This is a genomic window from Aeromonas sp. 75A, from assembly GCF_051919425.1.
GTDB classification, from domain to species: Bacteria; Pseudomonadota; Gammaproteobacteria; order Enterobacterales; family Aeromonadaceae; genus Aeromonas; species Aeromonas veronii.
In genome coordinates this window covers 1,142,768-1,167,905 of sequence record NZ_JBQBES010000002.1, presented here as the reverse complement: position 1 = coordinate 1,167,905, position 25,138 = coordinate 1,142,768, and the positions used below count along the sequence as shown (strand labels likewise).

25 protein-coding genes and 7 tRNA genes are annotated in these 25,138 nt (G+C 60.2%); 14 read left to right on the top strand and 18 right to left on the bottom strand.

The window, feature by feature from the left end; all coding sequences use genetic code 11:
* Positions 1-114 precede the first annotated feature (114 nt).
* Together proB and ACTG2T_RS05235 are read left to right on the top strand one after the other, a co-directional pair.
* Complete coding sequence (gene proB, locus ACTG2T_RS05240) at positions 115-1,218, top strand: glutamate 5-kinase (RefSeq protein ID WP_279497509.1); 1,104 nt, start codon at positions 115-117, stop codon at positions 1,216-1,218.
* A gap of 34 nt (positions 1,219-1,252) precedes the next feature.
* Entirely contained in the window at positions 1,253-2,506 is a 1,254-nt protein-coding gene (locus ACTG2T_RS05235; protein WP_236372646.1) for a glutamate-5-semialdehyde dehydrogenase, read from the top strand.
* Positions 2,507-2,592: 86 nt separating this feature from the next.
* On the opposite strand, the gene ACTG2T_RS05230 is transcribed toward ACTG2T_RS05235, so the two are convergent.
* From ACTG2T_RS05230 to rsgA, 5 genes are read right to left on the bottom strand one after another with little or no spacing between them, the layout of a single operon-like run.
* Entirely contained in the window at positions 2,593-2,982 is a 390-nt protein-coding gene (locus tag ACTG2T_RS05230; protein ID WP_330125488.1) for a hypothetical protein, read from the bottom strand.
* Positions 2,983-2,984: 2 nt separating this feature from the next.
* Complete coding sequence (locus ACTG2T_RS05225) at positions 2,985-3,236, bottom strand: DUF2960 domain-containing protein (RefSeq protein WP_330125487.1); 252 nt, start codon at positions 3,234-3,236, stop codon at positions 2,985-2,987.
* Entirely contained in the window at positions 3,226-3,495 is a 270-nt protein-coding gene (locus ACTG2T_RS05220) for a VF530 family DNA-binding protein (RefSeq protein ID WP_005349372.1), read from the bottom strand. The genes ACTG2T_RS05225 and ACTG2T_RS05220 overlap by 11 nt, the downstream gene beginning before the upstream one ends.
* Positions 3,492-4,364, bottom strand: a complete 873-nt coding sequence (asd, locus tag ACTG2T_RS05215) for an archaetidylserine decarboxylase (RefSeq protein WP_330125486.1) — start codon at positions 4,362-4,364, stop codon at positions 3,492-3,494. Before asd ends, ACTG2T_RS05220 begins: the two co-directional genes overlap by 4 nt.
* Before the next feature lie 28 nt (positions 4,365-4,392).
* Positions 4,393-5,427 carry a small ribosomal subunit biogenesis GTPase RsgA gene (gene rsgA, locus ACTG2T_RS05210; RefSeq protein WP_076492802.1) on the bottom strand — a complete coding sequence of 345 codons (1,035 nt, stop codon included), beginning with the start codon at positions 5,425-5,427 and terminating at the stop codon, positions 4,393-4,395.
* A gap of 91 nt (positions 5,428-5,518) precedes the next feature.
* On the opposite strand from rsgA, the gene orn reads away from it, so the two are divergent.
* From orn to ACTG2T_RS05170, 8 genes are all read left to right on the top strand, one after another.
* The gene (gene orn, locus ACTG2T_RS05205; RefSeq protein ID WP_219277670.1) at positions 5,519-6,064 is read left to right on the top strand and encodes an oligoribonuclease; all 546 of its coding nucleotides are present in this window, start codon (positions 5,519-5,521) and stop codon (positions 6,062-6,064) included.
* 178 nt (positions 6,065-6,242) lie between these two features.
* Positions 6,243-6,318, top strand: a tRNA-Gly gene (locus ACTG2T_RS05200).
* A 37-nt stretch (positions 6,319-6,355) separates the two neighbouring features.
* Positions 6,356-6,431, top strand: a tRNA-Gly gene (locus tag ACTG2T_RS05195).
* A 33-nt stretch (positions 6,432-6,464) separates the two neighbouring features.
* Positions 6,465-6,540, top strand: a tRNA-Gly gene (locus ACTG2T_RS05190).
* A gap of 25 nt (positions 6,541-6,565) precedes the next feature.
* A tRNA-Gly gene (locus tag ACTG2T_RS05185) sits at positions 6,566-6,641 on the top strand.
* A gap of 24 nt (positions 6,642-6,665) precedes the next feature.
* A tRNA-Gly gene (locus tag ACTG2T_RS05180) sits at positions 6,666-6,741 on the top strand.
* Positions 6,742-6,765: 24 nt separating this feature from the next.
* Positions 6,766-6,841, top strand: a tRNA-Gly gene (locus ACTG2T_RS05175).
* 24 nt (positions 6,842-6,865) lie between these two features.
* A tRNA-Gly gene (locus tag ACTG2T_RS05170) sits at positions 6,866-6,941 on the top strand.
* Between the two features lie 239 nt (positions 6,942-7,180).
* On the opposite strand, the gene ACTG2T_RS05165 is transcribed toward ACTG2T_RS05170, so the two are convergent.
* From ACTG2T_RS05165 to ACTG2T_RS05155, 3 genes are all read right to left on the bottom strand, one after another.
* On the bottom strand, positions 7,181-7,390 hold the full coding sequence (locus ACTG2T_RS05165) for a cold-shock protein (protein WP_005338972.1): 210 nt from the start codon (positions 7,388-7,390) through the stop codon (positions 7,181-7,183).
* 274 nt (positions 7,391-7,664) lie between these two features.
* Entirely contained in the window at positions 7,665-8,333 is a 669-nt protein-coding gene (locus tag ACTG2T_RS05160) for a LysM-like peptidoglycan-binding domain-containing protein (protein ID WP_330123977.1), read from the bottom strand.
* Between the two features lie 99 nt (positions 8,334-8,432).
* The gene (locus ACTG2T_RS05155; protein WP_330123978.1) at positions 8,433-10,535 is read right to left on the bottom strand and encodes a methyl-accepting chemotaxis protein; all 2,103 of its coding nucleotides are present in this window, start codon (positions 10,533-10,535) and stop codon (positions 8,433-8,435) included.
* 274 nt (positions 10,536-10,809) lie between these two features.
* Here ACTG2T_RS05155 and gltX point away from each other — a divergent pair, with 274 nt between their 5' ends.
* The gene (gene gltX / locus ACTG2T_RS05150; protein ID WP_330123979.1) at positions 10,810-12,225 is read left to right on the top strand and encodes a glutamate--tRNA ligase; all 1,416 of its coding nucleotides are present in this window, start codon (positions 10,810-10,812) and stop codon (positions 12,223-12,225) included.
* 171 nt (positions 12,226-12,396) lie between these two features.
* Here the strand turns inward: gltX and ACTG2T_RS05145 are convergent, their stop codons facing one another.
* The 3 genes from ACTG2T_RS05145 to ettA form a co-directional block, all read right to left on the bottom strand.
* Entirely contained in the window at positions 12,397-13,740 is a 1,344-nt protein-coding gene (locus ACTG2T_RS05145) for an NCS2 family permease (protein ID WP_139461203.1), read from the bottom strand.
* Between the two features lie 264 nt (positions 13,741-14,004).
* Positions 14,005-14,334 (bottom strand): hypothetical protein, encoded by a 330-nt coding sequence (locus ACTG2T_RS05140; protein ID WP_330123980.1) that lies wholly within the window; start codon positions 14,332-14,334, stop codon positions 14,005-14,007.
* A gap of 93 nt (positions 14,335-14,427) precedes the next feature.
* Positions 14,428-16,095 carry an energy-dependent translational throttle protein EttA gene (gene ettA / locus ACTG2T_RS05135; protein ID WP_005338959.1) on the bottom strand — a complete coding sequence of 556 codons (1,668 nt, stop codon included), beginning with the start codon at positions 16,093-16,095 and terminating at the stop codon, positions 14,428-14,430.
* Positions 16,096-16,337: 242 nt separating this feature from the next.
* On the opposite strand from ettA, the gene ACTG2T_RS05130 reads away from it, so the two are divergent.
* Positions 16,338-16,913 (top strand): Crp/Fnr family transcriptional regulator, encoded by a 576-nt coding sequence (locus ACTG2T_RS05130; RefSeq protein WP_330123981.1) that lies wholly within the window; start codon positions 16,338-16,340, stop codon positions 16,911-16,913.
* Positions 16,914-16,970: 57 nt separating this feature from the next.
* Positions 16,971-17,534 (top strand): YgjV family protein, encoded by a 564-nt coding sequence (locus ACTG2T_RS05125; protein ID WP_168769907.1) that lies wholly within the window; start codon positions 16,971-16,973, stop codon positions 17,532-17,534.
* Positions 17,535-17,542: 8 nt separating this feature from the next.
* Here ACTG2T_RS05125 and ACTG2T_RS05120 read toward each other — a convergent pair whose 3' ends face one another.
* From ACTG2T_RS05120 to ACTG2T_RS05100, 5 genes are all read right to left on the bottom strand, one after another.
* The gene (locus ACTG2T_RS05120; RefSeq protein ID WP_064338694.1) at positions 17,543-18,397 is read right to left on the bottom strand and encodes a lytic transglycosylase domain-containing protein; all 855 of its coding nucleotides are present in this window, start codon (positions 18,395-18,397) and stop codon (positions 17,543-17,545) included.
* 155 nt (positions 18,398-18,552) lie between these two features.
* Entirely contained in the window at positions 18,553-18,741 is a 189-nt protein-coding gene (locus ACTG2T_RS05115; RefSeq protein ID WP_064338693.1) for a hypothetical protein, read from the bottom strand.
* 204 nt (positions 18,742-18,945) lie between these two features.
* Entirely contained in the window at positions 18,946-19,551 is a 606-nt protein-coding gene (locus ACTG2T_RS05110) for a DUF2076 domain-containing protein (protein ID WP_064338692.1), read from the bottom strand.
* Positions 19,552-19,661: 110 nt separating this feature from the next.
* Complete coding sequence (locus ACTG2T_RS05105) at positions 19,662-20,675, bottom strand: NAD-dependent epimerase (protein ID WP_236315832.1); 1,014 nt, start codon at positions 20,673-20,675, stop codon at positions 19,662-19,664.
* Positions 20,672-22,051 (bottom strand): UDP-glucose dehydrogenase family protein, encoded by a 1,380-nt coding sequence (locus tag ACTG2T_RS05100; protein WP_110303409.1) that lies wholly within the window; start codon positions 22,049-22,051, stop codon positions 20,672-20,674. The genes ACTG2T_RS05105 and ACTG2T_RS05100 overlap by 4 nt, the downstream gene beginning before the upstream one ends.
* Positions 22,052-22,294: 243 nt before the next feature.
* Here ACTG2T_RS05100 and ACTG2T_RS05095 point away from each other — a divergent pair, with 243 nt between their 5' ends.
* On the top strand, positions 22,295-22,906 hold the full coding sequence (locus ACTG2T_RS05095; RefSeq protein WP_005349421.1) for a YitT family protein: 612 nt from the start codon (positions 22,295-22,297) through the stop codon (positions 22,904-22,906).
* A gap of 101 nt (positions 22,907-23,007) precedes the next feature.
* On the opposite strand, the gene ACTG2T_RS05090 is transcribed toward ACTG2T_RS05095, so the two are convergent.
* Both ACTG2T_RS05090 and ACTG2T_RS05085 read right to left on the bottom strand, forming a co-directional pair.
* Positions 23,008-24,054 (bottom strand): ABC transporter ATP-binding protein, encoded by a 1,047-nt coding sequence (locus tag ACTG2T_RS05090; RefSeq protein WP_330123982.1) that lies wholly within the window; start codon positions 24,052-24,054, stop codon positions 23,008-23,010.
* Positions 24,051-25,109, bottom strand: coding sequence for an ABC transporter ATP-binding protein (locus tag ACTG2T_RS05085; RefSeq protein ID WP_330123983.1), 1,059 nt, complete (start codon positions 25,107-25,109; stop codon positions 24,051-24,053). Before ACTG2T_RS05085 ends, ACTG2T_RS05090 begins: the two co-directional genes overlap by 4 nt.
* Positions 25,110-25,138: the final 29 nt, after the last annotated feature.

Below are 25,138 nucleotides of genomic sequence, written 5' to 3'. Positions count from 1 at the left end.
GCCCGCAATCATCCGAGCCTTTGCCACATCTCCTCCCTCCGGCGTTAATTGCCTTGCAGGGCTCCATGGCCGTGGGTATAAAGATATTCCTTACTTTTTAGCCTTTATGCTCCCATGGAAAACAGAACCATAGTTGTCAAGTTGGGCACCAGCGTGCTCACAGGGGGGTCTTCCCAGCTCAATCGTGCCCATATGGTAGAGCTGGTCAGACAGTGTGCGGCCTTGCACCGTCACGGCCACAGGGTCGTGGTCGTCACATCAGGGGCTATCGCCGCCGGGCGTGAACATCTGGGTCACCCGCCACTGGCGCCAACCCTGCCCAACAAGCAGATGCTGGCGGCGGTTGGTCAGACCCAGCTTATTCGGGTATGGCAAGATCTGTTCAACCTCTACGGTCTGCATATCGGCCAGATGCTGCTGACCCGCGCCGATCTGGAAGATCGGGAGCGCTACCTCAACGCCCGCGACACCATGCGCACCCTGCTTGATCACCGCATTATTCCGGTCATCAACGAAAACGATGCGGTGGCGACCGCCGAGATCAAGGTCGGCGACAACGACAACCTCTCCGCACGGGCCGCCATTCTGGCGGATGCGGATCTGCTGATCCTGCTGACAGACCAGAAGGGGCTGTTTACCGCCGATCCGCGTACCAATCCCGATGCCCAGCTCATTGAAGAGGTGCAGACCATCGACGATACCCTGCGCTCGTTGGCGGGTGACAGTGTCAGCGGCCTTGGCACCGGCGGCATGGCTACCAAGCTGCAGGCCGCCGATGTGGCCCGTCGAGCTGGTGTCAACGTGGTGATCGCGACCGGCCAGATGCCGGAGGTGATTGGCCGTCTTGCCAAGGGGGAGCGGATTGGCACCCTGTTTCCCGCGCTGGCGTCCCCGCTGGAAGGACGCAAGAGCTGGATCCTGGCAGGCCCACCTCCTCACGGCGAAGTGCATGTGGATCCGGGCGCAGTGGCCGCCATGAAGGAGAAAGGCTCCAGCCTGCTGCCCAAGGGGATTGTGGCAGTCAAGGGCGATTTCATTCGGGGCGATGTGGTGCGTATTCTTGATCCCAAAGGCGCCGAGTTGGCGCGCGGTATCTGCCGTTACGACCATCTGGAGCTGGATAAACTGCGCGGCGTCCACTCGGATCAGATTGAGCAGGTACTGGGCTATGGATATGGTTCAGTAGCCATCCATCGAGACGATATGGTGCTGCTCTAATCAGGGCGGCACAGCATGAACAAAGGGAAATGAGATGAGTCTGGAGAAAATGGGGCAGGCGGCCCGAGAAGCCGCCTATCAGCTGGCTACCATCAGCACGGCGCAGAAGAATCGGGCGCTGGCCGCCATCGCCGACGAGCTGGAGGCGCGCAGTGAGCAGATCCTCGCCGCCAATGCGAAAGATATCGCCGCCGGCCGTGAGGCAGGCTTGTCAGAAGCCATGCTGGATCGCCTGCTACTCAATCCGGCCCGGCTGGCCGGTATCGTGGCGGATGTGCGCAAGGTAATTACTCTGGATGATCCGGTCGGCGCCGAAATGGATAGCCGGGTGCTGGAAAATGGCCTGCGGCTCTCTCGTCGTCGGGTGCCCATCGGGGTTATCGGCGTCATCTACGAGGCGCGCCCCAACGTCACCATCGATATCGCCAGCCTTTGCCTCAAGACTGGCAACGCCAGCATATTGCGTGGCGGGCGCGAGACCTTCCACTCCAATCTGGAGCTGGTGCGGGTGATCCAGCATGCCTTGGCGGCCTCCGGTCTGCCCGAGGCGGCGGTGCAGTACATCGACAACCCGGATCGGGCGCTGGTCGGCGAGTTGCTGCGCCTCGACCGCTATGTGGACATGATCATTCCCCGCGGTGGTGCCGGCTTGCACAAGATGTGCAAGGAGAACAGCTCGATTCCGGTCATCATCGGCGGGTTCGGTATCAGCCATATTTTCGTCGACGAGAGTGCCGATCTGGTGCGCTCTCTGGCGGTCATCGACAACGCCAAGGTGCAACGCCCCTCCGCCTGCAATGCCCTCGATACCCTGCTGGTGCACGAGAAGGTGGCTGCCACCTTCCTGCCGCAGCTGGTGACGCTGATGAACGAGCGCAAGGTGACGCTGGTGGCCGCGCCCAACGCCATGACGCTGCTGGCGGGCGCCGACAACCTGTGCGAGGCGGGGCCGGAGGATTTCGATACCGAGTGGCTCGGGCTGACCCTGGGGGTCAAGTTGGTGGCGGATGTGAACGAGGCACTGGCCCATATGCGCGAGCACAACGCCGGTCACTCCGATGCCATCCTGACCAACGATCTGGCCAACGCCGAGCGTTTTGTCAACGGGGCCGGTTCGGCGGCTGTCTATGTCAACGCCTCCACCCGTTTCACTGATGGTGGCCAGTTTGGTCTGGGCGCTGAAGTGGCGGTGTCGACCCAGATGCTGCATGCCCGTGGCCCCATGGGGTTGACCGAGCTCACCAGCTACAAGTGGGTAGGGCAGGCCGATTACCTCAGCCGCGCCTGATAACAGTCTGTTTCACATACAAAAATGCCGACCACTTGGGTCGGCATTTTATTTGGCGGATATCGGGAAGATATCAGGCGCTCGGGTTACTCCCCCTGATAGAGCACCTTGTCACCGGATTTGAGCACATAGCCCTTCCAGGGGAAGAGGGTGTAGCCGCTACCCTGCCACGACCAGTTGCCCTCCGCACCTTGACGGGTCAGCAGGTGCTGCTCGCCGCTTGGTAGATGCAGTTCGGCCTGCGTCTGGTCTGCATTGAACAGCACGAAGGCGCTGCTGGTCTGGCTGGCATCGGTCGGATTGAGCCGGATACCCTGCTCAAACAGGCGCACACATTTGCCAGTCAGTGCTGACCACTGATAGCCCGCACTGCCGATACAGCCGTGGCTGTCGCGATCGCTGCCAACCAGATGTTGTTCCGGTGTACTGCATGCCGCCAGCAGCAGAGAGGCGGCCATCAGGGTCAAGGTGCGCATGGTTACTCCTGCAGATCCCGTTCGATGACGATGTTGGAGAATCCCAACTCTTTGAAGTAGTTCTCCTGATAATCCTTCACGCTTTTCTTGTCGCGCCGGCACACCTGAGCCAGCTGGGCCTCCATGGTGTGAAAACTGGTGAGATCCAGCCCTTCAGCAGCGGCGACGGCGTCGTAGATGCTGCGGAACTTGTCGTTCGCGTAGCCGATCTCTTTGGCCTGTTTTTTATAGGTGTACGTAATCTTAAAGGCCATCTTGCCCTTCCTTCTTCGATTTGGCTTGCTTGCGCTGGACGTAGAGGTAGAGGCTTTCGACCTTCTCCCGAGCCCAGGGGGTCTTGCGCAAGAACTTCAGGCTGGACTTGATGCTGGGATTATCGGTGAAGCAGCGGATATTGATCTGCTGCCCCAGCTCTTCCCAGCCATAGTGCTCGACCAGTGCGGTGACGATGGCTTCCAGCGTCAGCCCGTGCAGCGGGTTGTTTTTCTGCGAGGCATTCGGTTGCTCGCTCATGCCTGCTCCGCCAGCTTGGCAAAGGGCTGGCCCATGCGGGTGGTGACGCCATTGGCCAGATGGGGTTCGAAACCGGCCAGCATGCCCGGGCCAAACAGGCAGACCACGGTGCTGCCCAGCTTGAACAGGCCCATCTCGGCGCCTTTCTGCAGGGTAATGGCTTCGTCGCCGGTGTAGTCCCAGCGCACCACCTTCTTCTCTTTGGTCGGCGCAATGTTGCCGGCCCAGATGGTCTCGATGCTGGCCACGATCGTGGCACCGACCAGCACCAGCGCCATGGGGCCGTGCGGGGTGCGGAAGGTGGCGACCACCCGCTCGTTGCGGGCAAACAGGTTGGGCACGTTCTCGGCGGTGAGCGGGTTGACGGAGAAGAGATCCCCCGGCACGAACACCATGCTCTCCAGCACGCCGTCCAGCGGCATGTGGATGCGGTGGTAATCCTTGGGCGCCAGATAGATGGTGGCGAAGTCGCCATCCTTGAACGGCGTAACCAGATCCTCATAGCCGCCCAGCAGCTCGCGAGCGCTGTAGTCGTGGCCCTTGGCCTGAATGATGCGACCTTGCTGGATCGGACCGAGCTGGCTGACGGTGCCATCCACCGGCAGCGCCAGGGTCATGGCATCTTCTACCACGGGACGGATACCGGGCTTGAGCTCGCGAGTGAAGAACTCGTTGAAGCTCTTGTAGTGGGCCGGGCTCTCGTGCAGCGCCTCGCTCATGTCGACCTGATACTGCTTGATAAAAGCCTCGATCACCTTGGTGGTGATGTTGCCCGCTTCGGCGGCGGCAAACTTGCCGATCAGACGGGAGAGGGCGTGCTTGGGCAGACAGTATTGACCGGCAATTTTCAGGTTGTCAGTAATGCTCATGTTCATCATCAACGTAGGTTTATTAGGGTCACAGGCGCGCTTGCTGGCGACCGTGACGGGCTTCCTGCATGGTTTCCAGGATGCGGTGATAGTTGTGGAAGCGATCGGCGCTGATAGCGCCCGCGTCGACCGCGGCGCGCAGGGCACAGCCGGGATCGTCCTTGTGGGTACAGTCGCGGAACTTGCAGCCACCCAGATAGTCGCGAAACTCGACGAAGCACCAGGTGATGCGGTCGGCCTCCAGATGCCAGAGGGCGAACTCGCGGATCCCGGGGGAGTCAATGAGATCGCCACCGCTCGGGAAGTGGTAGAGCCGCGCCGTGGTGGTGGTGTGCTGGCCGAGCCCCGAGTTTTCGGATATCTCGCCGGTGAGCACATCCAGCCCCGGCATCAGGGCATTGGTGAGCGAGGATTTGCCCACCCCGGACTGGCCGACGAAGATGCTGATCTTGTCGGTCAGTGCGGCTTTAAGCTCATCCAGCCCTTCGCCGCTCTCGCAGCTCACCAGCAGCACCTCGTAATTGAGTTTGCGATAGGTTTCGAGCTGGCTCTCGATGCGCGCGCGGGCCACATCATCGAGCATATCGACCTTGTTCAGCACGATGAGGGGGCGGATCTCCACATCCTCGGCGGCCACCAGATAGCGGTCGACGATGTTGGTGGAGAACTCGGGCATCACCGCCGAGACGATGATGATCTGGTCGATATTGGCGGCGATGGGTTTGACCCCGTCGTAGAAGTCCGGCCGGGTCAGTACCGAGTGGCGCGGATGCACCGCCTCGATGACGCCCGCTGTCGCGGCATTGAGGCCGGGACGCCACACCACCTTGTCGCCACAGACCAGACTGCTGATGCTGCTGCGCCGCAGGTTGCTGCGGTGGATGGTGCCATCGACCGCTTCCACGTCTGCGTGCTGACCAAAACGGCTGATCACCACCCCTTCGATGGCGGGGCCAAACAGGGTGTCATCCACCACTGTGGTGTGATCTTTTTGCAGCCGCCGTTCGCGGTTGGCCTGGACGCGCCTTTGTTGACCCAGATTGAGTTTTGCTTTCTTTGCCACTCGATTCGCCAGTTTATGAACAGATCCAAAGCCAGTATGATACATGCAAATTGGCAAAATTCCGCCATTCCTCCCAATAGAGAGAGCAATCATGACAGTCAGCGCGCAGAACCTGGTATGGATCGACATGGAGATGACGGGTCTTGACCCCGAAGAGAACGTGGTACTGGAGATTGCCACCATAGTCACCGACAAGGATCTGAACGTACTGGCCGAAGGGCCGGTCATCGCCATTCATCAGAGTGATGAAGAGCTGGCCAAGATGGACGAGTGGAACGTCAACACCCATACCAAGAGCGGTCTGGTGGCCCGGGTCAAGGCGAGCCAGCACGACGAGGCGAAAGCCGTTGCCGAGACCCTCGAGTTCATTCGTCAGTGGGTGCCGGAGCGAACCAGCCCGCTGTGCGGCAACAGCATCGGTCAGGATCGCCGCTTCATGGTCAAGCACATGGCCGAGCTGGAAGCCTTCTTTCACTACCGCAACGTCGACGTCAGCACCATCAAGGAGCTGGTACGCCGCTGGCAGCCGGAGTTGCTGGATCAGTTCAAGAAGAGCGGTACCCATCAGGCGCTGGACGACATCCGTGAATCTATCGCCGAGCTGCAGTTCTATCGCAGCCACGTCTTTAAGATCTGATTCCCCGGCAAGGGTTTGTCATACTCTGGCTGCTAAAATCGACAGTTCGGCCAGCTTTTGAGCGAACGCGCGCAACCAGACAAAAAAGCCCTTGCAATTGGAATGACTGCTCTTATAATTCGGCTCCCGTACAGTAGCGCAAGCAACCAAATGCTGTACGGCCTGTTTTAAGGTAGTTGCGGGAATAGCTCAGTTGGTAGAGCACGACCTTGCCAAGGTCGGGGTCGCGAGTTCGAGTCTCGTTTCCCGCTCCAAAAATCTGATGATGACACTGGTGCAAACCAGCCCGATGCGGGAATAGCTCAGTTGGTAGAGCACGACCTTGCCAAGGTCGGGGTCGCGAGTTCGAGTCTCGTTTCCCGCTCCAATCATCAGCCAGCCTAAAGACAACCAAATTGTTGCGGGAATAGCTCAGTTGGTAGAGCACGACCTTGCCAAGGTCGGGGTCGCGAGTTCGAGTCTCGTTTCCCGCTCCAAAAAATTTGTAAGTGATATTCCGATGCGGGAATAGCTCAGTTGGTAGAGCACGACCTTGCCAAGGTCGGGGTCGCGAGTTCGAGTCTCGTTTCCCGCTCCAATCACTTGCAGATGACATTCTGTTGCGGGAATAGCTCAGTTGGTAGAGCACGACCTTGCCAAGGTCGGGGTCGCGAGTTCGAGTCTCGTTTCCCGCTCCAAACATTTGTAAGTGACATTCCGTTGCGGGAATAGCTCAGTTGGTAGAGCACGACCTTGCCAAGGTCGGGGTCGCGAGTTCGAGTCTCGTTTCCCGCTCCAATCACTTGTAAATGACATTCTGTTGCGGGAATAGCTCAGTTGGTAGAGCACGACCTTGCCAAGGTCGGGGTCGCGAGTTCGAGTCTCGTTTCCCGCTCCAATCTCTCTTCGAAGTTTTCATAATCCCTTTGAATTGCCCTTCACATCGCGCTGCGATGTTTTGTTGTATCTGGCGTTTACTAGGCGCGTCTCTACCACCTCCTGCCAACAGTAAGGGGATGTGGGCTCATGGTGCGGATTGTACGAGGCAAGCGGTTGTAACAGGTGGTGGGAGGCGAGAATTGCGGGCAAAAAAGAGGAGGGGCCTTGGCTCCTCCTGCATGATTCACTGGCGCGGGCTTAGACCAGAGTAACGTTTTCAGCCTGAGGGCCTTTTTTACCCTGGGTCACAGTGAACTGGACTTTTTGACCTTCAGCCAGGGTTTTGAAACCGGTGCTCTGGATGGAGGAGAAGTGAACGAATACGTCCGGACCCTGGGATTGTTCAATAAAGCCAAAACCCTTGGTTTCGTTGAACCATTTTACCTGGCCGGTGCGAATGTCAGACATGTGCTAAATCCTATCAATAACAAAATGAAACTAAGCCCGTGCTGGGCTGCATTTGCCTTGCAAGCAGGGGTTGGCTCATGACTGACCACGTCTCTTTGTCCCAGTAGCACGTAGAACAATCCCTGTCTAAAGCACAAACGATTGTACGTTAGCGCCGATCCTTGTCAATTTGACCCCTTTCGTTTTTTGAACAAGCTAAAAATATTGTGAAGTCAGTAGCTTATTTGAAGATATTTGACTGAAAAAAACGGGAGGCCAGCGCCTCCCGTTTTTATTATTCCTTGAGGGCGAACCCTTCGCCTTGCCGGTCGTAGCGGTAGACTGCCTGACCGTAGGAGCGGATCTCCACCCGCTGGATGCGGCGGGTGTCGTCCACCAGGATGAAGATAGAGCGGCCCGATTGCAGGCGGGTCAGGGGGCGATCCGGCCCCTCGATGGCGATCAGGCGGCTCAGCTCGGCACCCGGCAACTCGAATTTACGCCAGATGGAGTAGAGGGTCTCACCCGCCTGCACATCGTGTTGCAGCCAGGTGCCGTTGACCTTCTCTTCGACCGGCTTGGCTGCCACGGGCGCACCGCCTGCCGCGCCACTGCCGACAGTTAGAGCTTGAGCAGGTACGGCCAGCGGCACTTCCAGCGAGCCGGAAGGGGCTGCTTTGGGAGCGGATGGTGCCGGCTCCCAGGCCAGTACCAGCAACCAGAGCGGGATCAGGATCAGCAGACCTATGGTGTTTTTGTGGGGCAACGGGCTGGACAGCTTGAATTTGCCTGCTTTGGCATCCTGGCGACGTTGGCCGAGGTTGCTCATCCCTTGGCCAAAACGTTGGCGCAGGGACAGGGTCGCGGCATTGATGCGATGGAGCAGGGATCCTTGTGATTCGTCTTGGCGACGCTGCTGGGCTCGTCTGTTATGGCCTCGTGGGCGACGGTCCGGGGTGGGCACGGCATTTACCTCTCACTACATTGCCTGCCATCAGGCAAATTCGTCGCCTATGGTAAACGGACTCGCCCCCGAGGGGGAGAGTCCTGAGGCGGAAAATTATCAACTGAGACGAAATTGACCCAATAATTGCTGCAATTTGTCGGCAGCCTGACGCAAAGCCTGACTGGCTTTGGCCGTTTCGGTCGCATCCTGAGCAATGTCGTTGGCCAGTGCGTTGGTTTTTGACAGGTTGCCGGAGACGGTTTCTGAGACAGAGCTCTGCTCTTCGGCGGCGGAGGCGATCTGATAGGTCATGTCGTTGATGGTGGAGATGGCCTGGTAGATGCTGCCGAGCGCTTCTTCCGCCAGATCCGCTTCGCTCACCGCCTGATGGGTCAGCTGCTGGCTCTGGGTGATGGCGTTGACTGCATTGGTGGAGCTGAGGCGGATTTTCTCGATCAGCTCCTGGGTGTTCTGTACCGCCTGCTGGGTGTTGCCCGCCAGTTTGCGCACCTCGTCGGCAACCACCGCGAAACCGCGTCCCTGCTCACCGGCCCGCGCTGCCTCGATGGCGGCGTTGAGGGCAAGCAGGTTGGTCTGATCGGCAATCCCCTGAATGACGGTGAGGATGCTGGTGATCTGGGCGCTGTCGTGAGCCAGCCCTTCCACCACTTCTGCCCCTTTGCCGGCTTCTGCTGCGACCTTGTGCATAGACTGGATCACCTGCTGGAAGCGCTCCTTACCCTGATCGGCGGCGCTTTGCGCCTGTTTGGCCGAGTCGGCGGTGTTGTTGGCGTGGGTGGCGACCTCCTGACTGACGTAGGACATCTCCTGCACCGCGGTCAGCATCTGCTCCATCTCGGCCTGATGATGCTGCAGGTTGGTGTCGGTCTGGCCAGCGATGCGATCGGTATCACCGGCGTAGCGGTTCACCTCGCTGGCAGTCTTGAGCACATCCCCGAGCAGCCCTTGCAGCTTGTCGATAAAGCGGTTGATCCCCTTGGCGAGATCCCCCAGCTCATCCACCGAGCGGGTTGCGAGGCGCTTGGTGAGATCCCCTTCCCCATCGGCGATGTCATCCACCAGGCTGACCATCTGACGAATGGGGCCAGTGATACTGCGGGCAATCACCAGCATGGTGGCCAGCGCCAGCACCAGTACGATAACGGCACCCACCAATTGCTGGGTCATGGCTGCCTGGTTCATGTCGCTCAGCTGGCTTTCCAGTTGATCGGCCCCCGCCAGTACCACCTTGTAGGGCAGGGTGACGATGATGGCCCAGTTGCGGCTCATTCCCGGCACCATGATGGGGACGGAAATGCGGAATGACTCGTCCAGCTCCTGACGCTGAACTTCCGGTTTCAGGTACTGCTGCCACTGGTTGCCCAGCACCTTACTTGCGCTGCTGCCGAGCAGGCTGGCATCGCCGCTGGTGCCGGTGATGACACCGGCGGCGCTGACGATCAGGGTTTCGCCCTGGCCGTCATAGATGTTGCTGTTGAGGCTCTTGGCCTGACGGCTGATGGAGTCCACCGCCAGATCGAGCGCTGCGATCCCCTTGAACTGACCATTCACCATGATGGGGGTGGTGATGGTGCTGACCAGCACCTGCTGACCGTTGATATCCACCTTGAAGGGATCGATGAGGCAAGAGCGTCCTTCCCGCTTCGGGCAGGCGTAGTAGTCGTTGGCGGGATTGCCGAATTCGTCCGGGTCGGTTTTTTCGATGGAGAGCAGCAGATCGGTACCGATTTGATCCTTGTCGCGATAGAAGTAGGGCACGAAGCGCCCCTTGTCATCACTGCCCAGCGCACTCTGGCCAGCAAAGCTGGCATCCTGACCGTCGAAACCGTTGGGCTCGAAGCCGGCGAAGGCGCCATAAAGCTGGGGCTCCAACGCCAGTTGTGCCTTGAGCAGGTCGGTGGCCTGCTGGCGATCCAGCGGCAGTTTGCCCTGTTGTTGCAGGGCGAGGGCGCTGGCCATCTGCTGGGTGTAGGAGAGCCCTTTTTGCAGCAGCTGGGTGATGGTGGCCGCCTCGGCGCGGGCATTGGCGCTGACCTTCTGCCATGCCTCCTGCTGCAGCGCTTCACGGCTGGAGCTGATGGTCAGTTGTTGGGTCTGTTGGCCGGAGTATTGGTTGAGCAGGATCAGGATGACCAGGGCTGCGGTCATGGCGATCCCGGCCATCACTAGAATGCGATTCTGGATAGAACGGAACTGCATCGTCTCTTCCTTGTTCGTGAGAAGTGTGGTGAGCGTTATCTGGGTATCGACCGGAGGAGGCAGCTCTCCAGCATTGTGCATAGCAAATCGGAAACGGGGCTTCTGTTTTGCGATCCTCTTCAAATATCGGGCTACAGATGCAAATGGCGACAGATTTAATCCCCTACTTTAGTCCGCAATGGCGTCATGGTTTTCCCATCCGTGATTGTCGGTGCTAAAATGCGACGGTTTTTTCTAACGAATTGGCCCAAGGCCCTCTACACAAGGCTTAAAGATGAAAGTCAAAACCCGTTTTGCTCCCAGCCCGACCGGCTTTTTGCATGTCGGCGGTGCCCGTACCGCACTCTATTCCTGGTTGTTTGCAAAGAACCAGGGCGGTGAGTTCGTGCTGCGTATCGAGGATACCGATCTGGAACGTTCCACTCAGGAGGCGATCGACGCCATCATTGAGGGCATGGAATGGCTGGAGCTGAACTGGGATGAGGGCCCCTACTACCAGACCAAGCGCTTCGATCGCTACAACGGTCTGATCGACGAGATGCTGGCTGATGGCCGCGCCTACAAGTGCTTCTGCTCCAAAGAGCGTCTGGAAGCACTGCGCGAAGGCCAGATGGCCAACGGCGAGAAGCCCCGTTACGACGGCAAGTGCCGCGACCACGCCCACGATCACCCGGCCGATGCGCCGCACGTCATCCGCTTCCGCAACCCGACCGAAGGTTCCGTGGTGTTCGATGACCACGTCCGTGGCCGCATCGAGTTCGCCAACACCGAGCTGGACGATCTGATTATCCGCCGTACCGACGGCGCGCCGACCTACAACTTCTGCGTAGTGGTCGATGACTGGGACATGGAGATCACCCATGTGGTGCGTGGTGAAGACCACATCAACAACACCCCGCGCCAGATCAACATCTACAAGGCGCTGAACGCACCGGTGCCGGAGTTTGCCCACGTCTCCATGATCCTGGGTGATGACGGTGCCAAGCTCTCCAAGCGCCACGGTGCCGTTTCCGTGATGCAGTACCGCGATGACGGCTACCTGCCGGAAGCGCTGCTGAACTATCTGGTACGTCTGGGCTGGTCCCACGGCGATCAGGAGATCTTCACCCTGGAAGAGATGATCAAGCTGTTCAGCCTGGATGCCATCTCCAAGTCCGCCTCTGCCTTCAACACCGACAAGCTCTTGTGGCTGAACAACCACTACATGCGCAGCCTGGATCCGGCCTATGTGGCCAAGCACCTGGCCTGGCACATGGAAAACCAGAAGATCGACACCAGCAATGGCCCGGCACTGGCCGAGGTAGTCACCCTGCTGGCCGAGCGCTGCAACACCCTGGTCGAGATGGCCGCGCAGAGTCGCTATCTGTTCGAAGATTTTGAGGCGATCGACGAAGCGGCTGCCAAGAAGCACCTGCGTGGCGTCGCTGCCGAGCCGCTGGCTCTGGCCAAGACCAAGCTGGCGGCCCTGGAGAGCTGGACCACCGAGGCGCTGCACGAGCTGATTGAAGCGACCGCCGCCGAGCTGGGTCAGGGCATGGGCAAGGTTGGTATGCCGCTGCGTGTGGCCGTCACCGGCCTAGGCCAATCTCCTGCCATCGATGCCGTGATGGCACTGGTGGGCAAAGAGCGTGTACTGGCGCGTATCGACCGCGCACTGGCTTACATCGAAGCCCGCATGGCTGCCGAGTAAGTGCTGCCGAGGTGGCAGGCGAGGGGATAACCTCGCTCTGCCATATGCTGAATAGCAAAAATCCGAAACCACAGGTTTCGGATTTTTTTATGGCCTGCGCACAGGCCGAAAAGCTTTGGATAAAAAAACGCCAGTCAGCTGACTGGCATTTTTATTGGGACAGAGTGCCGCTTAGTGGCTGTCGACCCAGACGAACTTGAGCACGAACAGCAGGGCTACCACCAGCACGCAGGGGTTGATTTCGCGCCAGCGGCCGGTGCCTGCCTTCATCACGCAGTAGGAGATAAAGCCCACGGCGATCCCCTCGGTGATGGAGAAGCTGAACGGCATCATCACCGCGGTCATAAAGGCCGGTACCGCTTCGGTCAGATCTTCCCACTTCACCCGGGTCAGCTCGGAGCACATCAGCACACCCACATAGATAAGGGCGCCAGCGGCGGCGTAGGCCGGCACCATGGCGGCGACCGGAGAGAAGAAGATCGCCAGCAGGAACAGCAGGCCGACCACGATGGCAGTCAGACCGGTACGGCCGCCGACGGCAACGCCGGAGCTGCTCTCGATAAAGGCGGTGACCGAGGAGGTGCCCATGAAGGCGCCGCCGACGGAACTGACGCTATCGACCATCAGCGCCTGTTTCATGCGCGGGAAGTGGCCCTTGTCATCGGCCAGCTTGGCGCGGTTGGTGACGCCGATCAGGGTGCCGGAGGAGTCGAACAGGTTGACCAGCATAAAGGAGAATATAATCCCGGCGAGGCTGATATCGAGCGAGCCCATCAGATCCAGCTGGCCGAACACTGGCTCGATGCTGGGGGGCATGGAAACAAAGCCCTTGAAGGTGACATCGCCAAACAGCCAGCCCAGACCGGTAGTGACCACGATGGCGATCAGCACGGCGGAGTGGACGCCGCGGGCGGAGAAGATGCAGATCAGGAAGAAACCGAGCAGACCCAGCAGGCAGGGCAGGGAGGTGAGATTGCCCACGGTCACCATAGTCGCGGGGCTGGCCACGACGATCCCGGCGTTGTGCAGGCCGAGCAGGGCGATCAGCAGACCGATACCGGCGGTGATGCCAACCCGCAGGGTGAGCGGGATGTTGCCGATCAGCCAATAACGCACCCGCAGCAGGGTGAGGATCAACAGACCCATGGCGCCCCAGAAGATGGTGCCCATACCCACTTGCCAGGAGTAGCCCATACCTGCAACCACCACGAAGGCGAAGAAGGCATTGAGGCCCATGGCGGGGGCCAGCGCGATCGGCAGGTTGGCCAACAGGCCCATCAGGATGCTGCCGATACCGGCGATGAGGCAGGTGGTGACGAACACGGCCTGGGTGTCCATGCCCGCCGCAGAGAGGATCTGCGGGTTGACGAACACGATGTAGACCATGGTCAGGAAGGTGGTGATACCGGCGATCACCTCGGTGCGGGCGTTAGTGCCATGGCCTTGCAGGGCAAACAGGCGCTCAAGCAATCCTTGCCCGGCAGCCTGATTGGCAGCTTGGTGTTGTTGATTCATGTTGGATTCCAATAGGTGACGTGAAATAAGCAGCAGGGGAACGGGCTATCCCATCCATGCGGGGTAAATTGCCCTGTTTCTGGCGGTTAAGTAACCAGACTCGTCCTGATACCGTGACAGCGCGCACATTTTTACACAGGCGGCGCCGTTTACAAACCCCGGATCTGCGAAGCAGATCAATGAATAGAGCAAAAATTCAAACGTTTGCTTTTTGAGCATGAGAAAAGGTTCTCAGCAGAGAACCTTTTATCGAAAATTGGGGGCTTACAGGGTTTTGAAGTAGCGTTCGACCAGCTGGGCCAGCACCGAGTCGAGCCGGTCTTGTAACTCACCCAGCTCGCGGCCGAAGCGGCGCAGAAAGAGGCTTGCCTGCTCTTCGGTTAGCTTGCGCCCCTCGATAAAGAACTCCTGCTCCGGCAGTTGCTTGTCGTAGCGGGGGATCAGCACCCAGCTCACCAGCTCGGGCTCCACGGCGGCAAACATCTTGGCGGCGGCGGCACAGAAGGTCTCTATGTGCTCCTTGCCATCCGGCCCGAGGCAACCCGGTTCAACCCGGATCTGGATGGTGAGTTTTTTCTCTATCGGGGTCGTCATCGTGCTACATCCATGCAAAGGCATCCGTCTAGGATTGTAAGTCAAAAGGCAAGAGAAAGGGGAGCCGAAGCTCCCCTCAACACGCAGTCAGCCTTATTTGGCGATGCGCTTGTACTTGGCGCGATGGGGCTGGATCGCCTCGGCGCCATAGGTCTTCTTCTTCCACTCTTCGTATTCGGTAAAGTTACCTTCGAAGAACTCGATCTTGCCCTCATCCTGATAGTCGAGGATGTGAGTGGCGATACGGTCGAGGAACCAGCGGTCGTGGGAGATGACCATGGCACAACCCGGGAACTCCAGCAGGGCGTTCTCGAGGGCGCGCAGGGTTTCGATATCCAGATCGTTGGTCGGTTCATCCAGCAGCAGCACGTTGCCGCCGGTCTGCAGCAGCTTGGCCAGATGCAGACGACCGCGCTCACCACCGGAGAGTTCGCCAACCCGCTTCTGCTGATCGGAACCCTTGAAGTTGAAGCGGCCGATATAGGCGCGGCTCGGGAACTCGTAGTTGCCGATGCGCAAGATATCCTGACCGTCAGCGACCTCTTCGAATACCGTCTTCTTGTCATCCATGCTGTCGCGGAACTGATCGACAGAGGCCAGCACCACGGTTTCACCTAACGTGATGGCACCGGAATCCGGCTGCTCCTGACCCGACATCATGCGGAACAGGGTCGACTTACCGGCACCGTTAGGACCGATGATGCCGACGATGGCCCCTTTCGGAATGGCAAACGACAGATCGTCGATCAGCACCCGATCACCATAGGATTTGCGCAGGTTGGCCACTTCCACCACCTTGTCGCCGAGGCGCGGTCCGGGCGGAATGAACAGCTCGTTGGTCTCGTTGCGCTTCTGGTAGTCGTTGGTGTTGAGCTCTTCGAAGCGAGCCATACGGGCCTTGGACTTGGCCTGACGCCCTTTCGGGTTTTGACGAACCCACTCCAGCTCTTTCTCGATGGACTTGCGACGGGCCGCTTCGGAACTTGCTTCCTGCGCCAGACGGGCGTCCTTCTGCTCCAGCCAGGAGGAGTAGTTGCCTTCCCACGGGATACCTTCGCCGCGGTCCAGCTCCAGGATCCAGCCCGCCACGTTGTCGAGGAAGTAACGGTCGTGGGTGATGGCCACAACAGTGCCTTCGTAGTCGTGCAGGAAGCGCTCCAGCCAGGCCACGGATTCCGCATCCAGGTGGTTGGTCGGTTCGTCCAGCAGCAGCATGTCCGGCTTTTCCAGCAGCAGACGGCAGAGTGCCACACGGCGGCGCTCACCACCGGAGAGGTGCTTGATCTTGGCATCCCATGCCGGCAGGCGCAGGGCATCGGCCGCACGCTCCAGCTGGTTTTCCATGTTGTGACCGCCCTGGGCCTGGATGATGGCCTCCAGCTCGCCCTGTTCGCGGGCCAGCTTGTCAAAGTCGGCATCCGGGTCGGCGTAGGCCGCATAGACTTCGTCCAGACGGGCCATGGCGCGCTTCACCTCGCCAACGGCCTCTTCGACTGCTTCGCGTACGGTCTGCTCCGGTTCCAGCTTCGGCTCCTGTGGCAGGTAGCCGATCTTGATGCCGGGCTGCGGACGGGCTTCCCCTTCGATCTCGGTGTCGATGCCCGCCATGATGCGCAGCAGGGTCGATTTACCGGCGCCGTTCAGACCCAGCACGCCGATCTTGGCGCCCGGGAAGAAGCTCAAGGAGATGTTCTTGAGAATATGACGCTTGGGCGGCACTACCTTGCCGACCCGGTTCATGGTGTAAATAAATTGAGCCATTGGCTAATTCTCTTCCTTTTCAGCAGGTTAATGTCTTGGCATTAACAGACTGATGTCGTGGTGGGGCCAGGTCGACACAGGTCAACCGGGTTCCAAAAAACCCGTCGATTGTAAACCAACGGACGAGGGTGGGCAAAGGTGGCACCCGGCTATGTCCCCCCTTTGCCGCAGCGGTCACGCCTTGCTGCATCAGCCTTGCAATTTGGGCATGATGTGGGCTGCCGTTTTGTTCCGGAGCCCTCATGACCCCATCTACTCAAGCCCCCTCACTGGCCACCTTTCTCTGCACAATGGGATTGGACGCCGCGCTGAGCGAAGCCATCAGCCTGCGCTTGCCACGGCAGACGCTGCGCGCCGGTCAGGCACTGTTGGCGCAAGGGGCCGAACAGGAAGCTGCCTTCTATATCGAAGCGGGCATCGCTCGCGCCTGCCACTACACCCGGGACGGACAGGAGCGCTGCAAGGAGTTCTACTTCGAAGGGGAGCTCTGCCTGCTCTATGACAGCTGGCTCACGGGGGCGCCCGCCCGCTACCAGCTGGAGGCGCTGACGGAGTTGCAAGTTGTGCGGGTTCCGATCGCCCTGCTGGAAGAGCCCGTTTGGCAGCCGGTTTGCATGGCCCTGCTGCGACAGCAGCTCGGTTACAAGGAGCGCAAGGAGGCGTTTTTGCTGCTCCACTCTCCCGAGGAGCGTTATCGGGAGCTCTGCCACACCTTCCCTCACTGGCCTGCGCGGCTCACTCAGGTGCAGCTCGCCAACTATATCGGTATCAGCCCGGTCACCCTGTCACGGATCCGCAGGCGCATTAACACGGGTTAATGCCGCTCTCCGACCATCCCCTCATGCTGCGCCATCCAAATGACGGATGAGGTGTGGATGATGTCGCTGTTTCTGTGGTCGCAGCTGGTAGTGAGCCTGGCCTTGTTGCTCGATCTGTTGTCGTTTCAGTTGCGGGATCGCCGTAGGATCCTGGCCTGTCTGGCCCTCTCCTGCGCGCTCAATGCCGGTCACTTTACCCTGCTCGGGCAGTGGTCGGCCGCCAGCCTGTTGCTGCTGGCCAGTATGCGCTTTGTTGTGAGTATCTGGCTGGTTCGCCGCATCTTGATGTGGTTTTTCATGGGGTTGGCCTGTGCAGCGGCGCTGGCGACCTATCAGGGCCTGCTCTCATGGATCGGGCTGCTGGCGAGCTTTCTGCAAACCCGTGCCGCGTTTTGCCCGGATGATCGCCTGTTGAGGCGCTGGATGCTGCTCGGTACCCTCTGCTGGCTGGGTAACAACTTGCTGGTGGGCTCACCGGTCGCCGTGCTGATGGAGGGGCTGTTTCTGATCAGCAATCTGGTGGGTTACTACCGCCACTATGGCTTCGATTATTGGGGGCGTGGCCGCCACAGTGAGCGTAGAAAGATAAGTGTGCCGCCTTCCGATCGGGCGACCTTCTGATTTTCCGCTCAGGGCTGCTTGTGGCCAGCGAAGTAAAGCACCCGTTTCACGTACTCCTGTGTTTCGTCATAGGGTGGGATGCCGCCATAGCGTTCCACCGCTTTTTCCCCGGCATTGTAGGCCGCCGAGATCCGCACCCAGTCGCCATCGAAGCGGCGATCCAGCCACTTGAGATAACTGACGCCGCCCTTGATGTTCTGAGCAGGATCAAAGGGTTGAGTGACACCAAAACGCTGCTGGGTTTCGGGGATGAGTTGCATCAGCCCCTGAGCATTCTTGGGTGAAACGGCGCGGCTGTTGAGATTGGATTCGGCGATGGCAATCGCCAGTACCAGCCGTGCATCGACCTGATGGCGCTTGGCTGCGTGGCGCAGCATGGTGGCCAGCTTCTGTTTGCCCGGTGACTGGCGCGCCAGATAGGCCTCGACATTGAACGGTGTGCTGGGCAGGGCGAAATAACTCCCTTGTCCGCCGCGCATGCCGACACCGCACTGATCGCCCATGGGGGCATTGCCGACCCGCGGGTTGTAGTAGCGGCTGGCCTGCTGGTTGCCAAGGCGCATCGCCATGGCGAGATAGCTGTTGGCCATTTTCGCGCTGCGCACCGAGGCGGGGCCGGTGGCGAGCAGACGCCCGATCCGGAAGTAACCTTCGGGATTGCCGGTGCTGGCGGCTACGCAATAGAGGGCTATCGCCTTTTGCAGATTGCCGTGTTGCTGGGCCACTTGACCCTGCTTGATCGCCGTTAGCGCCTTGGGGGCCTGTCTGAAATCCCTGCCTTGTGCCATCGCCCGCGGCGTACCTGCCAGTAACAACGACAAAAAAAGCAGCAAAAACAGTCCGTTTTCGCTGATGTGCCTCATGGGTTATCTCCTGTTTGAGTACAGAAGATATAGAGGAACATGGCTGCTATCGCCACGAACCCAGTGGATCCTGTTGTTATAGCGTGGAGATTTCAGAGAGCAAAACGGTATGGAACTAACGGCATCTCGACCGTTTCACACCATTTTTCATCCGGTTAAAAGTCGTGGTGATACTCCTGCTCATCCACTACGGCGGGAGGAAGCGCGCGATAGAAGCTGCCAATTTCGCTGACAACCCAGAGCGAAAGCAGGGCCAGCAGGCTGAGCAGGGGAAGCAGAGAGTGGCTCTGGGTCAGGGCATAGGCCGCAATGGCGGCACCGATCAAAAGCAGGGTTCGGATCATGAGGTGGCTCCTTGTCGTCATGGGGGTGTTGCGTGGCCACGGACAGAGCGCCTGGGGTCGGGAGTTGTTCCCGGGTGGCACGAAGCGCACTGAGTATATCGCGTCATGCCGCTGCCGATCCGTGGTGTCATCACACTTTCCATAGTCATGGGTTTCGTATCGAGTTGGGCCCCGCCAGATGCGGGGCCAGTAATGGTTTGACGGTCAGAAGAAACCGCCGTTGTTATCGTCACTGTCGGCCCAGCCGCCACTCAGGTTATCGTCGTCGAGAAAACTGCTGCCAGCATCGGGAGGTGAATCCCAGCCGTCCCAGCGAACCGGTTCCGCATCGACCGGATTGGCGATGGGGGCAGGCTCTATGATGTCGATGATCTCCTCGGGCCGATTGCTGTGAAACAGCCCGCCGATCATATCGGCCAACATGACGCCACCGGCCACACCGGCGGCGGTTTGCAGGGCGCCGCCCAAAAAGGAGCTGGTACGGGATGCTGGCTGGGCAGGCGCGGATGCCGGTGGCGGCGTAAAGCGCGGAGGCGGGCTGCTTTCGCTACCAAACAGGCCGGAGAGAAAACTGCCACCACTTGGGGTGCTCTGGCTGGCTTCCAGCTCCTTGATCCGCTCGTTGAGGCGAGTAAGGGCAGCATGCTGAAGCAGCAGCGCCTGGGCCATGTAGTAGGGGGCATCGGGCTGCTGGGCCAGATGCTGGCGGATCAGCTGATCCGCTTGTTGGTCTCGCTTGCTATCCCTGGCTTGCGCTTGCTTGAGGCGGTCGAACAGTCCATCGATCAGACCCTGTTCCTGTGATTGCATCTCAAATCCTCGCTATGGTGCGCAGACAGTGCGTTCAGCCATCCTAAAACCCGCGGGGCATCAGTGGTATCTGATTAACTCATCAATGACCGAGGGGCTACCCGCGCTCGTCAGCGGGCGGGCCGGTAGTAGTCGAGATACCAGCGGACAAACTCGGCAACCCCCTGCTTGAGGGGCGTGGCGGGGCGCAGGCCGGTGAGGGTGTGCAGCGGTTCGCTGTCAGCCCAGGTGGCGTGCATGTCACCTGCCTGCATCGGCAGCATCCGCTTGATGGCGGGCTTGCCGATGGAATCCTCCAGCGCCTCGATAAAATCGAGCAGCCGCACCGGCTGGCCGTTGCCGATATTGAGGATGCGGTAGGGAGCGGCGCTCTCGGCCGCTCTCTGCTCGCTGGCGTGCCAATCGGAATTGGGGCGGGGCGGCTGATCGGCGACGGCGAGGATCCCAGCGACGATGTCGTCTATGTAGGTGAAGTCGCGGCTGAGATCGCCGTGGTTGTACACGTCGATGGGCTCCCCCGCCAGAATGGCGCGGGTGAACTTGATGATGGCCATGTCGGGCCGACCCCAGGGGCCGTAGACGGTAAAGAAGCGCAACCCTGTGGTGGGCAGGCCATAGAGCGCCGAGTAGGCGTGGGCCATCAGCTCGCCGCTCTTCTTGGTGGCGGCGTAGAGGGAGACCGGGTGATCCACCTGCTGTGCGGTGGAGTAGGGCATCTGATCCCCCATGCCATAGACCGAGCTGGAGGAGGCGTAGATGAGGTGCTGAATCCCGTGGTGACGACACCCCTCCAGCACCGTCAGCATACCGGTGAGGTTGCTGTCGGCATAGGCGAACGGATTGTCGATGGAGTAGCGCACCCCCGCTTGCGCACCCAGATGGATCACCCGTTCGAAACGGTTGCTGGCAAACAGGGTCGCCATCGCCTCGCGATCCGCCAGATCCAGCCGCTCGAAGCGAAAATTGGGGAAACTGGCCAGTTGGGCCAGCCGCGCCTCTTTCAGACTCACCTCGTAGTAGTCGTTGAGGTTGTCGATCCCCACCACCTGATGACCTGCGGCGCACAGCTGGCTGGCCACGTGAAAGCCGATAAAACCGGCGACGCCGGTGACCAGATAGATCATGGTTGAGTCTCCGGGTTGCAGCTGGTGTTGGCAGGCGGCTTTTTGGCGGGAAGATGTGGTCGCCCGATGGCGTGATAGTCAAACCCGAGTTCGCTGAGCTGGCGCGGGTCATAGAGGTTGCGGCCATCGATGATGACAGGCTGGTTGAGCAGTGCTTTCAACTGTTGGAAATCGGGGGCGCGAAACGCCTGCCATTCGGTACAGATCAGCAGGGCATCAGCCCCTTCCAGCGCAGATTCCTGAGTGGGGCAGAGCAGCAGATCCGGCCGCTGGCCGTAGATCTGGCGGGCGCGCTCCATCGCCTTGGGATCAAAGGCCTGCACCCGGCCACCGGCAGCCCAGATGGCGGCCAGCAGCGGGCGGCTCGGCGCATCGCGCATGTCGTCGGTGCCGGGTTTGAACGCCAGCCCCCACAGGGCGAAGGTGCGGCCGCGCAGATCCGGGCCGAAGCGGGTCAGCAGGGTTTGCGCCATCTTCTGTTGCTGGCGCTGGTTGACCTGCTCGACCGCCGCTAAAAGCGGGGCGTCGCAGCCGACACTCGCCGCGGTATGGCGCAACGATTTGATATCCTTGGGGAAGCAGGAGCCTCCGTAGCCGCAGCCCGGGTAGATAAAGTGGTAACCGATGCGGGGATCGGCTCCCATCCCCTGACGCACCGCCTCGATATCGGCCCCCAGCTGCTCGGCGAGGGCCGCCATCTCGTTCATAAAGGAGATCTTGGTGGCCAGCATGGCGTTGGCGGCGTATTTGGTGAGCTCGGCGCTGCGCAGATCCATCACCACGATCCGGTCGTGATTGCGGTTGAAGGGGGCGTAGAGGGCGCGCAACTGCTCAAGTGCCCGCTCGCTGTCACAGCCGATGATGATGCGATCTGGCCGCATGCAGTCGTTGACCGCCGCTCCCTCCTTGAGAAACTCGGGATTGGCGGCCACCTCGCAGGCGAGGTCCAGCCCACGCTCGGCCAACTGCTGCTCAATGTGTTCTCTTACTTGCTGCGCCGTGCCGACCGGCACAGTGCTTTTGGTCACCACCAGCTTGGGGCGGCTCATCAGTCGGCCTATGGTGTCGGCCACCGCCAGCACATGTTGCAGATCGGCCGAGCCATCCTCGTCAGCCGGGGTACCCACGGCGATCAGCAGCAGGTCGGCGTGTGCCACGCCAATGGCGGGATCGACCGTGAAGCTCAGGCGGCCGCTGGCCAGATGGCTCTCGACCAGCGGGGCCAGCCCCGGCTCATAGAAGGGGATCTGCCCCAGCCTGAGGGTGGCGATCCGTTCATCATCCACATCCACGCAACAGACCTGATGGCCCACCTCGGCCAGAACGGCGGCCTGCACCAGCCCGACATAGCCTGTGCCAAAAATGGTGACCTTCATGAAAAGTGCCTCGTGCTGTGAATGGGGTGATGGTGCGCTTAAACCGCGGCATGCTGCATCTTGGTGCAGCGGGTGTCAATGCCAGATGACAGGCACCAGAATGGGGCGTTCAGCCTGACTGTTGTGATCCTTTTCACAAAAAATAGACTGGACCCCATAACGAAGCCCTGTGGACAGGGCTCGCAGCCCGCCCGCAACGGCAGGCGACAGACACTCTCTCTTTACTTCGCTTGGATACAGGTTATGGACAACACCTCGATTCGCACTGCTCATCCTATTTATGAGGATGTGCTGGCCCTGCTGACGGCGGCCGGCTTTGTTTCCCTCGGCATCTTTCTGTTTCATCAGGTTGGCCTGCTCACTGGCGGTACTGCCGGGCTGGCGCTGCTGCTGCAAAAGGTGACCGGTATCAGCTTCGGCCTGCTGTTTTTCGGCATCAACCTGCCCTTCTATGCGCTGGCATGGCTGCGGATGGGGCCCCGTTTTACCTTCAACACCTTTGTCTCGGTGGCGGCGGTCTCCTACATGACAGATCACCTCAACGGGGTGTTGCAGATCGGCAAGATAGAGCCTCTCTATGCGGCGCTGATCGGCGGTACCCTGATTGGCATGGGTCTGCTCATTATGTTTCGCCACAAGTCGAGTCTGGGGGGCTTCAACATACTGGCGCTCTTTATTCAGGATCGCTTTGGCATCCGGGCTGGCAAGCTGCAGATGGGGCTCGATTGCGCCATTGTTGTCGCCTCGTTTTTCGTGGTGCAGCCCTGGATTCTGGCGCTCTCCATCGTGGCGGCGGTTATCTGTAATCTGGTGTTGACACTCAACCACAAGCCGGGCCGCTACCAGATTGCCTGATGAGCGGTAGCCGTGACCCGATAAGACAAGAGTGACCCGATAGCACGAGGCGGCCTGATGGCCGCCTCGTCTGTTTCTACCCTGATGTTTGTTCGCTGCGCCTAGCTCGCCTGCTCCAGCCTGCTGTCGCCGCTCATGGCGTGGCCACTGATGGCGCTGCCGCTGATAGCGTGACCACCAACAGCGAGCGGGGTGTGACAGGCCACCTGATGATGGGACTCATCACACGCCTCAAGCTTGGGCGCCTTGCTTTTGCACAACTCGGTCGCATGGGGGCAGCGCTGGTGGAAGTGGCAGCCGCTTGGCGGCGAGATTGGGGAGGGCACATCGCCGGTCAGCAGAATGCGCTGGCTGCGCCTGCGTGGATCCGGCACCGGAATGGCGGAGATCAGTGCCTGGGTATAGGGGTGGCGTGGCGCCAGATAGAGCGACTGGGCATCCGCCAGTTCGACGATCCGTCCCAGATACATCACTGCAATCCGATCCGAGATATGTTTGACCACCGACAGATCGTGGGCGATGAAGATGATGGAGAGATTCATCTCCCGCTGCAGGCTGAGCAGCAGGTTGACGATCTGCGACTGCACCGAGACATCGAGGGCCGAGACCGCCTCGTCGCACACCAGCAGCTTGGGCTTGAGGGCGATGGCGCGGGCGATGCCGATCCGCTGGCGCTGACCGCCGGAAAACTCGTGGGGGTAGCGATCCACCGCACTGCCCGGCAGGCCCACTTTTGCCAGCAACTCCTGCACCCAGCCGCGCCGCTGCTCAGTGTTGCCTTTACCGTGGATGATAAAGGGCTCTTCCAAAATCTGGCCCACGGTGTGGCGGCTGTTGAGAGATTCTGCAGGATCCTGAAACACCATCTGCATCTCCTGGCGCAGGGAGCGCATCTCCTTCGGGCTGAGGGCGGTGATGTCGCGCCCCTCGAAGGTGATGGTACCAGCGGTCGGCTCGAACAGCTTGAGCAGGCTGCGCCCGAGGGTGGACTTGCCGCAGCCCGACTCACCCACCAGCCCCAGCGTCTCCCCCTGCTTGAGATCGAAGCTGATGCCATCCACCGCATGAACCGTATATTGCTTGCGCAGGAAGCCGCCTCCCAGCCGGAAGTGCTGTTTCAGATCCCTGACCGATAACAGAGTGCTCATGGGGTCAACTCCTTCCAGTAGTGACAGGCGACATGGTGGCGCGGATTGAGTTGCTCCACCGCCGGAATGGCACTGATGCAGAGATCGGTCGCATGGGGGCAGCGGTTGGAGAAGCGGCAGCCAGCGGGCATCTCGTGCAGGGCTGGCACCTGTCCCTTGATGGTCTTGAGCAGGCTCTTGGGCTCATCCTCAAGGCGCGGGATTGAGCTCATCAAGCCGTGGGTATAGGGGTGACGGGGGTGGTCAAACAGTTCGAACACGTCGGCCTGCTCTACCGCCCGCCCGGCATACATCACCACCACTTCGTCACACAGCTCTGCAACCACCCCCAGATCGTGGGTGATAAAGATGATGGCCATCCCGGTCTGGGCCTGTAGCTCTTTCATCAGTTCGAGGATCTGGGCCTGAATGGTGACATCCAGCGCCGTGGTCGGCTCGTCGCAGATAAGCAGGTCCGGCTCGCAGGAGAGCGCCATGGCGATCATCACCCGCTGGCGCATGCCGCCTGAGAGGTTGTGAGGGTAAACGGCAAAGCGCTGGGCAGGCTCAGGGATCCCCACCTTCTGCAGCATGGCGATGGCTGCGGCTTTACGCTGGGCCTTGTCATACTCCGGGCGGTGGAGGCGAAACACCTCCATCAGCTGCTCCCCCACCGTCTGCACCGGGTTGAGGGCCGTCATCGGCTCCTGAAAGATCATCGAGATGCGGTTGCCGCGCACCTTGTACATCTGATCCGGCGCGAGCGACAGCAGCTCCTCCCCCTGAAAGCGGATGGAACCGGCGACCACCTGACCGTGGGGTTTGGGCAGCAGCCCCATGATGGCGAGCGAGGTAACGCTCTTGCCACAGCCGGACTCACCGACGATCCCCAGAGTTTGACCGGGGGCCACCTTGAAGCTGACCCCATCGAGCACCTTGATCTTGCCGTCATCGACGGCGAACTCCACCTCAAGATCACGTACTTCGAGGATTGGGGCCTGGTGCTGGCCGTTATCAACGGCGAACTCCCCCCCGTTATCCGGTACGTCAAGAATGGGGGCCTGAGTGTTGGGCATAACGGCTGCTCCCTTCGCAATGGCCTGAA